The sequence below is a fragment of the Bacteroidetes Order II. bacterium genome (assembly GCA_016788705.1).
Classification (GTDB): domain Bacteria; phylum Bacteroidota; class Rhodothermia; order Rhodothermales; family UBA2364; genus UBA2364.
The window spans coordinates 18173-30295 of record JAEUSQ010000064.1 but is presented as its reverse complement, the minus strand read 5'-3'; the positions used below and the strand labels follow the sequence as shown (position 1 = coordinate 30295).

14 protein-coding genes are annotated in these 12123 nt (G+C 43.6%); 7 read left to right on the top strand and 7 right to left on the bottom strand.

Annotated elements, in window-relative coordinates:
• The first annotated feature begins 166 nt into the window (after nucleotides 1–166).
• On the top strand, nucleotides 167–409 hold the full coding sequence (locus JNN12_16795; GenBank protein ID MBL7979998.1) for a hypothetical protein: 243 nt from the start codon (nucleotides 167–169) through the stop codon (nucleotides 407–409).
• A 123-nt stretch (nucleotides 410–532) separates the two neighbouring features.
• Here the strand turns inward: JNN12_16795 and JNN12_16790 are convergent, their stop codons facing one another.
• Nucleotides 533–1780, bottom strand: a complete 1248-nt coding sequence (locus tag JNN12_16790; protein ID MBL7979997.1) for a hypothetical protein — start codon at nucleotides 1778–1780, stop codon at nucleotides 533–535.
• Nucleotides 1781–2242: 462 nt separating this feature from the next.
• On the opposite strand from JNN12_16790, the gene JNN12_16785 reads away from it, so the two are divergent.
• The 5 genes from JNN12_16785 to pstB all read left to right on the top strand — a co-directional run bounded on the left by JNN12_16785 (nucleotide 2243) and on the right by pstB (nucleotide 6606).
• On the top strand, nucleotides 2243–2818 hold the full coding sequence (locus tag JNN12_16785; protein MBL7979996.1) for a DUF1211 domain-containing protein: 576 nt from the start codon (nucleotides 2243–2245) through the stop codon (nucleotides 2816–2818).
• 347 nt (nucleotides 2819–3165) lie between these two features.
• On the top strand, nucleotides 3166–4068 hold the full coding sequence (locus tag JNN12_16780; protein MBL7979995.1) for a phosphate ABC transporter substrate-binding protein: 903 nt from the start codon (nucleotides 3166–3168) through the stop codon (nucleotides 4066–4068).
• Entirely contained in the window at nucleotides 4058–4978 is a 921-nt protein-coding gene (pstC, locus tag JNN12_16775) for a phosphate ABC transporter permease subunit PstC (protein ID MBL7979994.1), read from the top strand. The genes JNN12_16780 and pstC overlap by 11 nt, the downstream gene beginning before the upstream one ends.
• A complete protein-coding gene (pstA, locus tag JNN12_16770) occupies nucleotides 4975–5829 on the top strand; it encodes a phosphate ABC transporter permease PstA (protein MBL7979993.1) in 855 nt (284 codons plus the stop codon). Before pstC ends, pstA begins: the two co-directional genes overlap by 4 nt.
• Nucleotides 5830–5850: 21 nt before the next feature.
• Nucleotides 5851–6606, top strand: a complete 756-nt coding sequence (pstB, locus tag JNN12_16765) for a phosphate ABC transporter ATP-binding protein (protein MBL7979992.1) — start codon at nucleotides 5851–5853, stop codon at nucleotides 6604–6606.
• 62 nt (nucleotides 6607–6668) lie between these two features.
• Here pstB and JNN12_16760 read toward each other — a convergent pair whose 3' ends face one another.
• From JNN12_16760 to JNN12_16745, 4 genes are all read right to left on the bottom strand, one after another.
• Nucleotides 6669–7097, bottom strand: coding sequence for a CBS domain-containing protein (locus JNN12_16760; GenBank protein MBL7979991.1), 429 nt, complete (start codon nucleotides 7095–7097; stop codon nucleotides 6669–6671).
• A 132-nt stretch (nucleotides 7098–7229) separates the two neighbouring features.
• Nucleotides 7230–7517, bottom strand: a complete 288-nt coding sequence (locus JNN12_16755; protein ID MBL7979990.1) for a hypothetical protein — start codon at nucleotides 7515–7517, stop codon at nucleotides 7230–7232.
• Between the two features lie 601 nt (nucleotides 7518–8118).
• Nucleotides 8119–9252, bottom strand: a complete 1134-nt coding sequence (locus JNN12_16750; protein MBL7979989.1) for a DUF3524 domain-containing protein — start codon at nucleotides 9250–9252, stop codon at nucleotides 8119–8121.
• Between the two features lie 24 nt (nucleotides 9253–9276).
• Entirely contained in the window at nucleotides 9277–9516 is a 240-nt protein-coding gene (locus JNN12_16745) for a hypothetical protein (GenBank protein ID MBL7979988.1), read from the bottom strand.
• Nucleotides 9517–9633: 117 nt separating this feature from the next.
• Here JNN12_16745 and JNN12_16740 point away from each other — a divergent pair, with 117 nt between their 5' ends.
• The gene (locus JNN12_16740; protein ID MBL7979987.1) at nucleotides 9634–10350 is read left to right on the top strand and encodes a ComF family protein; all 717 of its coding nucleotides are present in this window, start codon (nucleotides 9634–9636) and stop codon (nucleotides 10348–10350) included.
• Here JNN12_16740 and JNN12_16735 read toward each other — a convergent pair whose 3' ends face one another.
• Both JNN12_16735 and JNN12_16730 read right to left on the bottom strand, forming a co-directional pair.
• Entirely contained in the window at nucleotides 10351–10662 is a 312-nt protein-coding gene (locus JNN12_16735; protein ID MBL7979986.1) for a winged helix-turn-helix transcriptional regulator, read from the bottom strand.
• 74 nt (nucleotides 10663–10736) lie between these two features.
• Nucleotides 10737–12119: an NADH-quinone oxidoreductase subunit N gene (locus JNN12_16730; GenBank protein MBL7979985.1), complete on the bottom strand. Its 1383-nt coding sequence runs from the start codon at nucleotides 12117–12119 to the stop codon at nucleotides 10737–10739.
• Nucleotides 12120–12123: the final 4 nt, after the last annotated feature.

The window sequence follows — 12123 nt, the reverse complement described above, 5'->3', positions numbered from 1 at the left end:
ACGGAGCGGAAATCTATGCCCGTATTCAATCCTTTATCTCCACTGTCCGAAAACTCCAATTCAATCCTTTCAATGAACTCTATACCGTGCTATCTGGCGGTATCCCAGAGTATCGGGGCCCCGCAGGCTAACCAGTTACTTCAAAAACTATATTGGCCTCTCTGGGATGTCTATTGAAACAGAAGTTAAAGACAGCATGGCATACATCATATGGCATTTTTATTGTCTATGGGATCCAGAACACGGTTTTGAAGTAATAACACATAAAGACCGAGTAATAGATATTGGTCAACAAGTAGATGGATTTAAAATATATGAAGATAATGGAACCGCTGATGAAGTGACAAAGCGTTATGAGGAACGTTGGAACAAGGTCAAAAAAAAGAAAAAATGGTGGAGATTCTACTAACTTAAATATGAATTAGAACCTACTTACCAAGCTTAAACCAAACATAGGCAGATAGGGTAATAGTTCGCCAGAAGAAGAAATAATCTTGCACCTATTTTATAATTGGTACAGGTTTTTATCAGATTACTTTTTAATTGGAATTTCTACTTCATCCAAGAGTTTTCTAAAATCACCCCCATAACTTTTTTCAATAACATTACCATCTCTTGTCAGGTTTTTAAATATGCCTTTATCAACCAAGTCCCAAACAGCCCATTTTGCTTTCCCATCAATGGTAAAGAGGCCAAAATGATTTTCAGACCCGCCTGGATTTGATGCATCTTTCCAAATTTCATCAAATGCTTCAAAATAAAAACAGGCTATTCTATTTTCAGTAGTCCATTTCCTCATTTTTTTATAATAAATTCCGGCTTTATATTCATCCGTTGCTTTAGAACCTCCACTGCCATATAATTCGTTAGAAAAACTCGCCCAACCCGTTTCACCAATATGGATAGGTTTTTCTACTCCAAGGCTTTGTATATAATTCCTCACTGCTTGATATTGGCTCATTGCATATTGTAAAGAACGTTCCATGATAAGATCAACCTGTTCTTCTTTTGTTTTCGTTAATTCATTTTCTTGTACACCCCAAAAAGTTGGATTGTAATGGGTGTCGTGCATGGGATATGTATGTACTGATATATAATCAACGGACTTAATCAGTTCGTTTAGTTCCGGCACATGATAATCCGAAGTACCACCTCCCCACGAGGCAAAATTATCCGAACTTGTAATCCATAAATCTTTTGATAATTCCCCTTTATTTTTTAGTTCCTGAAGATATTTAACCCATTTTAAAATGATATGGGGCTCAACATAATAGGCTGCGGCCCATTTGACCATTGCCTCATTCCCAACCGCAATTATTTTGATGATTTCGGGATACTCATTGGCCAGCTCAACGGCATGTGCTATTTCCACGGCATTACGTTCACTTTCTTCATGATGAATCGGTTCAAAACCTGTCCATGCGTTTTTACAATCAATCCAAGCCCCCAGCATAACATACATTTCAAATGCTGGGTCTTCTTGATTGAGTTCATAGATTGCTTTTAAAATATTATTGGTCTCGGGCAAATGTACATTATAGGTTCTAATAAGACGTACTCCCATTGCTGAAAGAATCTTCATGTCTTCTTTCAGTTGTGCAATCGTTGGTTGAACACGTCTGCTAACGCTTCGATATCCACCATAGGATATTGCTATTGTTTCTTTATTTCCAAGCAACTCGGAAGCAGTAATATTTCGTCTTGTATTTTTCATTGTATTACAAGCTAACAAATTATTTAAAATCAATAAATAAATAAATGTTTTGGATAAATTTTGCATAAATAATAATTGTTTTATTATTTAAATAAAGTAATTTTTATCATCTGTTCGATTTTATTTTATACCACTACTTAAAAACAATAAAGACTGCGCCATTGATGGATGGCCTAATATGCAGTCGTTGCTTTCTGATGTGGAAATTAATTCATGCCAAGGTACATCAATTGGAAACATAGATCAAGCACTCTATTTGACCACGCTGTTTTGTTGTGGGCCAGGCTTCAATGTAAGCCATATTCCTTTGAGCTATATAGAAATGATAAAATCATGCATTCATATTCTTAAAGTAAATACAAATAAATTTAAAACAATATAATACTACCTTAATTTGTTTTGTCATGTCTCCGTATGTAAGACGCTTGGTTTTCAAAAAAATGGTACGATGAAGCGTGTTGTCTGGAAATTGTCGTATCTTCTTCCTTTCATACAACAATCCTTTTTTTCCTGCTTATTTCAATTCCCATGACGACAAACCGATTAGAAGCATTCAGTGACGGCGTACTTGCCATTATCATCACCATCATGGTATTAGAGTTTCATATCCCTGAAGGTGCTACATTCCAAGCCCTACTTCCCCTATTACCCAAGTTTTTATCTTACTTATTTAGCTTTATATATGTTGGTATTTATTGGAACAACCATCACCACCTTTTTCAGGCTATTCAGCTTGTAAATGGAAGAATCTTACTTGCCAATCTAAATTTACTATTCTGGATTTCGATTTTACCTTTTGCAACGGCATGGATGGGGGAACATCATTTTGGGGGAAATACGGTTGTACTTTATGGCCTTGTACTTTTTTTATCTGCTATTTCTTTTTACCTTTTAGAAAAAGCAGCCATACAGTACGAAGGTCCAGAATCAAAATTAAGTATTGCGGTAAGAGGTCATCACAAGGAAAGAATATCTCTTCTTGCATATGCGGCTGGTATTGTTCTGGCATTTTATTACCCCATCATTTCACTCATTTTATTTTATTTGACTGCTTTAATTTGGTTTATTCCTGATAAAAGAATTGAAAAAATATTAATTTCATGATTAATCTAAAATAGAAAAATATATTTATTTACTCAAAATATGATATCTTTGATTGATTAAAGTGATGATATAATAAACCAAAAAATTTATAAATAGGCTTAATGTACCAATTAATGTCTTTACAACACTCATATCAGAATAGCATAAAACCGTGCCCTAGGTGGCCTAATGGACAGATTGGGTCTAAGCACACCCTCTGTTACCAAATCTTAATTATTTTATTACCAATATGTAAACAGAATATCACCGTAATATTATTATACCTAAAATCCACTTGGTTATAATGCTATATTAATTTCTCTGTGTTTTAATTGACGTATCATCGAACAATCTAATTTGGAGGTCAAATGGTACGTCAATTCATTCTTTTTTGGGTTATATTTGGGCTTTCAGCTTGTCGTCCAGTTCAAACCATCGAACAAGTACAGATTAAAGGATCCGATTCGGAAGTGGCAGTGGTCATGGCATTGGCAGAATCCTTTATGAACCACGAGCATCGGGTCTCGGTCTCGGTGAAGGGCGGCGGATCCGGCTCTGGAATTGCGGCACTTTTAAACGGCAAAACCGATATTGCCAATTCGTCTCGAGACATGAGCGTAAAAGAACTTGAGATGGCAGCGGCCCGAAGTATTCGTCCAGTTCCCGTTGTGTTTGCAGAAGACGTTTTGGTGTTTATCCTTCATCCAAGCCTGCAGATTCGCACCTTGACCCTCGAACAACTTGCGGGTATTTATCGGGGTGACATCCGAAATTGGAAAGAAGTGGGGGGACCAGACCGCGAAATCTCGCTGTATGGACGCCAGAGCAATTCAGGAACCTATGTATATCTACGCGAAAATATCTTAAAAGCCGAATATTCCTCCAAAGTAAAAGGGATGAATGGTACTGCACAAATTGTTGAAGCCATTAAACAAGACCGTGGCGGCATCGGCTACGTTAGTTTGGGTTATGTACAACATGGTGGGAAGCCAAGTGCAGGAATTTCCGTGATACGAATCGGGAGTGGCGAAGGGGTTTCGCCCCTTGACGCATCCGCAGTGGCAAGCGGGCTGTATCCGCTCAAACGTCCGTTGTATCATTTTTTAAATGGACCAGCACGCGGGAAATTAGCCGCATTTCTTCGGTTTGAACGTTCCGAGCAAGGCAAAGCCATCATCCGAGAAAGCGGCTACATTCCGGTAGAGCTTCCATTGGCACTCGCACCCGGTGCCGAAGTTTCATCCATGGCACAACCTGTTTATGCTAAATAAATCACTTCAGCCCTCTCAAACCACTACGAACCAGTACCGCCATCTACAGGACCGCGTGTTTAAACTGCTTGTGAAAGCAGCCGCATTGTTGTCGGTTTTGATTTTGGTCGGCATATTCTTTCTTTTGGTTTGGAATGGATTCCAAATGTTTAAAGAAGTTTCTATTTGGCAATTCTTCTTCTCTTCCGAATGGAATCCAGGCGCTTTAAAAAATCCGCAATACGGCATAGGTGGGATGGTGGGAGGAACGATGTTGGTGACCGCTGCAGCGATAATGCTCGCCTTTCCATTAGGGATTGCCTTAGCTGCCTACCTTTCGGAGGTTGCCTCACCACGCATGAGGGGTTTTGTGCGTCCCATCATAGAATTATTAGCAGGGATTCCATCGGTGGTCGTCGGATTTATTGGCATCGTGGTCATTGGCCCCTTCTTGGCCCAAGTATTTAATTTACCCAATGGTTTTACGGCATTAAACGGCGCCATTCTATTGGCCATTATGGCCTTGCCTTCCATTGTCACCGTTGCAGAAGATGCCATCCGCGCTGTTCCGAGATCATATCGGGAGGCCTCATATGCGTTAGGGAGCAATAAATGGACGACGCTCATTCGGGTCACTCTTCCTGCAGCGGGTTCCGGCATCATTGCAGCTGGCGTTCTGGGCGTAGGGCGTGCGGTGGGCGAGACCATGACGGTCCTTATGGCCACCGGAAATGCACTTGAAGTACCCGGCAGCCTTTTCGACTCGGTGCGTACCATGACAGCCACTATGGCCATCGAGATGGGCGAAGTACCCTTTGGTACCACTCACTATTATAGCTTATTTGCCATTGGCGCCACCCTTTTTGTGATGAGCCTTTTATTTAACCTGACAGCCGAATATCTCGCTGCCAAATTCAGACAATTGTCATGAACCGTTCTGCATGGATTGAACAATTGGGCTTTGGGGTCTTGCGATTATGTACCCTTTTGGTTGTGTTATTGATCTTCTGGTTAATTGCCGATTTGTTTTTAAAAGGCGGTGGCTCCCTGAGTTGGGCTTTTTGGACGACGTTTCCGCAAAAAGGCATGACCACTGGCGGGATTTTTCCAACAGTGGTGGGTACTGCATTTGTTACGTTGATTACTGCCTTATTTGCGGTGCCAGTAGGCATAACTTCCGCCATCTACCTCAGCGAGTATGCACGCGATCATTTTCTCAGCCGCTTAATTCGCGCCTCCATCCGTAATTTGGCGGGCGTTCCTTCTATTATTTACGGCCTGTTTGGCGTGGCTTTATTTGTAGAAGGATTGCGTTTTGGTACGTCGGTACTTTCGGCGGGATTAACGCTTGGTCTATTAAGTTTGCCTTATATCATCACCGCTACCGAGGAAGCCCTTAAAACCGTACCTAAGTCGTATCGTGAAGGCGCTTTGGCCTTGGGGGCCACCCAATGGGAAACCATCCGTAGTGTAGTACTACCACCTGCGTTACCTGGTATCACCACCGGAGTGATGTTGGGATTATCCCGTGCTGCGGGCGAAACGGCCCCTATTTTATTTACGGGTGTCGCCTATTATTTGCGCTATTTGCCTGGAACGGTTTGGGACAGCTTTATGGCATTGCCGTATCACTTATACGTTTTGGCAACACAACACCATGCCATCGAGGAAGTGCGACCATTGGCTTATGGAACTGCACTTACTTTATTGGCAATGGTAACTGTCCTTAACCTTATTGCCCTCCAAATTCGCTATCGTTTTCAGGCACAATCCCCAGCTTGAAAGAGATAAACCCCATAAACGATGACCGATAAATTAGTTGTCCGCAACCTGAACATTGCCTTTGGTGAAAAACAGGTCCTCAAAAACGTCTCTATCACGTTTCCGGATCAAAAAATCGTGGCACTCATCGGGCCTTCCGGATGCGGGAAATCCACTTTACTTCGTTCGTTGAACCGAATGCACGATTTAACCCCGCAAGCGATGGTAACTGGTGAGATTCTTTTAGACGGCCATGCCATTTTAGGCGCGAAAGTGGATGTAGTTGATGTGCGCCGCAAAGTGGGTATGGTTTTCCAAAAACCCAATTTATTTCCGAAATCCATTTTCGAGAATGTGGCGTATGGACTAAAAATCAACAAGATTGGGGATAAGAATATGGTTCGTACACGGGTAGAGGAAGCCATAAAATCTTGTTATTTATGGGACGAAGTGGGGGATCGGTTAGATAAGCCCGCGCTTGAACTTTCCGGCGGTCAACAGCAGCGGCTTTGTATTGCAAGAGCCATTGCTATTGCCCCCGAAGTTATTCTAATGGATGAACCCTGTGCAGCATTAGACCCCATCAGTACGCTCAAGATCGAAGAATTAATGTTACAGCTAAGGGAAAAGTTTGCCGTAGTCATTGTGACCCATAATATGCAACAAGCCCAGCGAGTGGCCGACTCTACCGCTTTTATGTACCTCGGTGAACTGATCGAATATGCGCCTACATCAGCAATCTTTAATAACCCGCAACACGAACTTACGCAGCGTTATATTAAAGGCGCCTTTGGTTAATGAAAAGACCCTCTAAGAAGGTTTTTTTTATTGTTTAGGATTCGTATAAAACGAAGGATATTTCATCCAGAGATGTAATTCTGCATATGTTCCACTAATTCTTTCTGCATTTCCAATTCTTCCAGCACCACGTCTATAATAGAAATAATTCCTACGAAGGTATCTTCTTCAAAAACAGGTAGGTATCGAATATTATTGGCGGTCATTAGCTGCATACAATGATTCAGTTTATCTTTTTTTCGGACTCGCGGAAAATCAGTAGCCATTACTTCGCCCACCATATTCTTGTTTGAGGATTTGCCTTTAATGACCACCCGCCGTGCATACACCCTTTCGGTGAAAATGCCCAAATACTGCTCTTTTTCCATCACCACAACGGCCCCAATGTTTTTGTCGTTCATCAGGTGCAATACATCCCGAATCAAGGTATCGGGCGTTACAGAATAGACATTAGATCCTTTACGTTTTAGAATATCGGCTACAGTATGCATAATTGATCTGTTTTTTTGTTAGACAATCTATGTGACAAGCTAAAGGTTTTGAAACGCTTCTGCAAGCCATGTTACACACAAATTTAGCATAAAAAAAGCAGTCGTTGGGGAGACTGCTTCTTATTGACTGACTTAAATGCGTGCCAAAAGGGTATTGTACCGATCGGAAACCACCCCGATTCTGCTCATTACCCGCTCAAATCGGGGTGGTGGTGGATTCAATGGGTCGCCAGACCACAAACTTGCTGCAACCCCTATCAATTGATAATACCGATCCGAGAGGGTTTGAAGGCGTACTTGCTGGCGCGGGTTGGCATCATCGGGAATAGGAGCGAGTGGCGCAAAACTCAAACCGCCTTTACGTTCTTTTTGCTCGTTAGTACTGATGGAGAATGCCTTAAAGGAAGAGAGGGATTTCATGAAATTTATTGGTTAAACAGGTAACAAAAGAAAGATGTATCACCATTGAGTCTCGGTCTGTCTTTATGGTTTAAAAGAGTCGAATGTAGATTTTTAACAACGCCACAATCAAGGAAAATGATTATTTACGACCCTTTCACTTGCGCGGGAGCTGAATGCCAATATTGACTCATCGCTTCATTATCTACTGATCTTTCAACCTATCTTCATTATTGCCTCTTGGCATCTGAAATAGATGCGACGTCCATGTATTGTCGCTTGGTCTGGGTAAAATATTATCCGCAAAACAACCCATCAATGCGTTTATAACCGACACTCAACGAAGCCCAATGGTAATACTTCCAAGACTTCTCGCGCTTATAAGTATAGCGGTAAGGGAGCCTGTGTCACTTTATCCACTTGTAAATCAGTTCCTAATTTAGATAGAAACGTCAGTCGAGAATGTTTCTTCATAGGCGTAAACCAAATTTAGCCTCCACCGCCGCTTACTGAAGCATATGATCGCTCTCAGTAACTCCCCAACCAAGGCGTGCGACACCAAAAAAAGCCCTCGATCTAAACAGAGGGCCCAATGGGTATCTTGTGAGATGCCTACTTTCCGTTACCGCGCTACCTCCTCAAACAGTGCATCAAACGCATGAATATGGGTTTTCCAATCCAAGTGTTCGGGGATGCTACGCAAGGTTTCTTGGGGTAACGGGCGCTCTTGGCCTTTAAGGATACTTTGCATGATCTCGAACAGTTCGTCTTCGTTTTCATACAGGGTAGGCGCATGAAGAAGAGGTTTTTGGAGCGCTACTGGAAGGAGCTCTGGATAAGTAAGCCTATTGGGCAATAACGGATGACATCCGCAATAAATGGCTTCGAGCAAAGTAACGCCAAAAAACTCATGGACAGCTGTCGAGACCACCAAATGTGCCCGTTGGAGCAAACGGCCATATTCTTCCGCATCTTCGGCATAGCCATAATGCAAAATTCGGTCAGCAAAACGCGAGAAAGACTGTCCGAATTCGTTGGCCTCATTAAAATGCTCACCCGCCAGAATTAGGCGGAATTTACACCCCACGTCATCTAAGCGGTTAAGTAAACGGAAAAAGGCATGGGGATTTTGGTCGTATTCCCAACGATGGTTCCATAAAATGATAGGGGGCTTCATACCTACGCCCCAACTGATTGGCTCGGCGGCATCGGCCAAGGCGTCGAATTGCCGGAGCGAAATTCCACGATGTAGAACACGGCTTTTTTGTCGGATTTCCTGCGTTTTTTCGAGGTGGGTATAATCTGGATACGTACCTAAAAAAGCCGGAAGCGCCCCCGTAAATTCTTGGAGGTGCGATTGCGAGTTAAACACCAACTGGTCGGCCACCAAGGCGGAAAGATAGTTGATGTATCCAAATGCCGGATCGCGGTGTTCGGCAGGCGAAAGCGGGTATGTGAGGCGGTTATTATGGAAATACATCACCATGGGTACACCGGAGAAACGTCCATTGGTCAGGGCTTTAAACGCTGCAAGATTCACCATGTCCGAGGCAAAAATCACATCTGGCACAAAGCCATTGTCTAAGGCTTCAAGTGCCTTATGTGCCAGCGTAACGGCCCCGCCCTGAAGCCGCCACTGCCAATAACGGGCACTCATAGAAACCATCTGAATCTCATGACGCGAATACTCGGTTACACCTTCCACAAAACGCTTTCTGGACCGACCATAATATGGCTCTAAAACTAAGACCTTCATATTATCCTAAGAGTCAGTAGGTGATCATGGGTGATGGTGGCGGATCGCACGCGAGATTTGCGCTTCTTCCTCGGCTGTGGAAGGCCGCACCACTGCAACGGTCCGCAACTGGAGATGTTCGCGCAAACTCTCTTCACGGGCCTCATTGGGCGTCACAATGGCTTCCTCGCCGGCTTCCAAGGCCAGCACGCGGGCCGCAAGTTTAATTTCAATCGGGTGCTCCAAGAGGTTTTTGACCAGCATCCCGCGACGTGTTCGGGGCATAAAATATGTACTAAGGGGTTATAAAGACGTGCCTTTGATTGTCTAACACACATCTGGCATCAAGTTATGAATTACAATGCGTACAGAAATCACTTCCACCCTATCCTAACATAATTCATGCGGTATCTTCACGGTTTTTTCCAATCAGGGCAAGCGCTTCTGCGAGGCGCCAGGGAATGGGTCTTTCCGCAACTTTGTCCTGGATGTGGTCAACATTTAACCGAAGACGTTCCTTTTTTGTGCCTCGGCTGCTTAAGGACTTTAGAACATCCTGCTCCGGAGGTCATCAGAACACATTTACAAGCCCATTGGCGATCGGAAACACGCTTAGAGGCCGGATATGCACTTTGGATGTTTGATGAAGGTGGGACGGTACAGAAACTCCAACATGCCTTAAAATACAAGAATCGTCCACGCATTGGAAGATACATTGGCACGTTGATGGGCGAACACCTGATTAATATGGCGGAAGAATGGCAAGCAGACTTATTGATTCCTGTTCCGCTTTCCAAAATCCGGATGATCGAACGTGGTTATAACCAAAGCAACGAATTGGCCAGGGGGATGTCTGTGGTCTTACAACTTCCACTATGTGAGGACTCCTTGATTCGTACTCGTGCCACCAAAAGCCAAACCAAGTTAGATTCATCGAACCGCTGGGCCAATGTTTCCGGTGCTTTTGCGGTTATTAATCCGGAAAAAGTGACTGGAAAGCGCATTATATTGGTAGATGATGTTTTGACGACTGGTGCAACCTTGGCAGCAGCAGCGATTCCACTTTTCGAAGCAGGTACCGAGGAAGTACGCGTAGCGACGATGGCAGTTGTCCGGTAATCATCCACGACGATTAAGCATGAGGCGGTTATAGGCCAAAAGACAGAGGCCCTGTACACTTTTGTCTTGGATGGAATAAAAAGCCATAACGCCTTCTTTCCGGCGTTTTAGAATACCGGTCTCCAACAGAATCCCAAGATGTTTGCTTAGGTTGGCTTGTCGCAAACCACTTGCCTCCATCAACTCTTGCACATTCAGCTCGCCATTTCGGTGTAACAAATCTAAGATCAGCAGGCGTGAAGGCTCTCCCAGCGCCTTGAAGTGGCGGGAAATCAGGTCTAAATGTGCATAATCGGGGATAAGGCCAGCCATAAACGCAGCAAAAAGGTAAACAAAAATCTTGTACAAAGATAGCACTTACCAGCACAGTAGGCCAAGCCTAAGGCTTAAGGCACCAAAGCCAAAACCTGTTCTGGTAAAAATGCCAGACCAATCAAGGTAAGAGCCGCAAACAGCATCACAATACGGTAAGTATTTGGAATTACATATTTTACAGGATTTTCCGTCTCGTTAAAATACATTTCTACAATCACGCGGAAGTAATAATAGATGCTAATAGCAGAATTGATCACGGCGACTCCAACCAACCACGGAAAGGTGGAGAAGGCCCCTGTAAACAAGAAAAACTTCCCAAAGAATCCGGCGGTGATCGGAATACCTGCGAGGGATAACATGCTTAAAGCCAGTATAAAGGCAGCTATAGGATTCGATTTCCCCATACCGGAAAATGCAGAAAAGTGTCCACCTGCTATGTCATCATCTTTGTTCACGAGCATAAAGACCGAGAACACCGCAATAGTTGCGATGACATATGCCACGAGGTATAAAAACAACCCCTTGCTTCCGGGTGTCCCGCTTAAAAGGCCCATCATTAAGTAGCCAGCATGTGATATACTAGAATAGGCCATCATGCGCTTCATATTTTTTTGGCGTAGTGCCGAAAGGTTGCCCACCGTCATGGTAAGCGCCGCAAGGATGGCCATGGTCATAGACCAATATGAGGTTTCGAGACCAAATCCCATCACAAATAGTTTATAAAACGCTCCAAATCCAGCAGTTTTAACAATTGTTGCCATAAAAGTGGTTACCAAAGTCGGGCTGCCTTCATACACATCAGGACTCCAAAAATGGAAAGGTGCAGCAGAAACCTTAAATCCCAATCCGACCATAATGAGGAGCAATCCGGTATTAAAGAGTGGCATAGAATAAACTTTTTTCACGTCCAAAGCCTGCTGGATCTTGGTTATTTCAAAAGCGCCCGTTGCGCCATATACCAACGTAATGCCAAAGAGCAGTATCCCTGTCGCAAAAGCGCCCATCAAAAAGTATTTTAATGCGGCTTCCGAGGATTTAAGGTCATCCATGCGGCTTCCGGCCATTACATATAGTGGAATAGACAGAATTTCGATCCCCAAAAAAAGCATTACCATGTGTTCAAACGAGAACATGCACAGTGCCCCCGTCAGGCTGAATAAGAGGAGACCGTAGTGATCGGCCACGGTGCTTTTTAGCCCTCGGTAGAAATAACCCGAAAGCAAAAAAATGAGGGTGGCCGCTACAACCGTTAGGCCGGAATAAGCCAATCCGAATGCATCGAATCGCACCATTCCCCCATATGAAATCACTGGCATCTGAGCATCTACGAGCAATGAAACGAGAGCAGCCAACAATCCCAGAACAGAGAGCGGCAGTAACCAGGTCCTTTTACCAGAGATGCCGGCAAACAGAATCACCATTGCGGTTGCAAAAAGAATGATAATCGCTTTCATGCGG

Excerpts from the sequence above, each read along its gene's own strand:
- JNN12_16795 (MBL7979998.1), top strand. The coding sequence starts at position 167 with ATGTCTATTGAAACAGAAGTTAAAGACAGCATGGCATACATCATATGG.
- JNN12_16790 (MBL7979997.1), bottom strand. The coding sequence starts at position 1,780 with ATGCAAAATTTATCCAAAACATTTATTTATTTATTGATTTTAAATAAT.
- JNN12_16785 (MBL7979996.1), top strand. The coding sequence starts at position 2,243 with ATGACGACAAACCGATTAGAAGCATTCAGTGACGGCGTACTTGCCATT.
- JNN12_16780 (MBL7979995.1), top strand. The coding sequence starts at position 3,166 with ATGGTACGTCAATTCATTCTTTTTTGGGTTATATTTGGGCTTTCAGCT.
- pstC (MBL7979994.1), top strand. The coding sequence starts at position 4,058 with ATGCTAAATAAATCACTTCAGCCCTCTCAAACCACTACGAACCAGTAC.
- pstA (MBL7979993.1), top strand. The coding sequence starts at position 4,975 with ATGAACCGTTCTGCATGGATTGAACAATTGGGCTTTGGGGTCTTGCGA.
- pstB (MBL7979992.1), top strand. The coding sequence starts at position 5,851 with ATGACCGATAAATTAGTTGTCCGCAACCTGAACATTGCCTTTGGTGAA.
- JNN12_16760 (MBL7979991.1), bottom strand. The coding sequence starts at position 7,097 with ATGCATACTGTAGCCGATATTCTAAAACGTAAAGGATCTAATGTCTAT.
- JNN12_16755 (MBL7979990.1), bottom strand. The coding sequence starts at position 7,517 with ATGAAATCCCTCTCTTCCTTTAAGGCATTCTCCATCAGTACTAACGAG.
- JNN12_16750 (MBL7979989.1), bottom strand. The coding sequence starts at position 9,252 with ATGAAGGTCTTAGTTTTAGAGCCATATTATGGTCGGTCCAGAAAGCGT.
- JNN12_16745 (MBL7979988.1), bottom strand. The coding sequence starts at position 9,516 with ATGCCCCGAACACGTCGCGGGATGCTGGTCAAAAACCTCTTGGAGCAC.
- JNN12_16740 (MBL7979987.1), top strand. The coding sequence starts at position 9,634 with ATGCGGTATCTTCACGGTTTTTTCCAATCAGGGCAAGCGCTTCTGCGA.
- JNN12_16735 (MBL7979986.1), bottom strand. The coding sequence starts at position 10,662 with ATGGCTGGCCTTATCCCCGATTATGCACATTTAGACCTGATTTCCCGC.
- JNN12_16730 (MBL7979985.1), bottom strand. The coding sequence starts at position 12,119 with ATGAAAGCGATTATCATTCTTTTTGCAACCGCAATGGTGATTCTGTTT.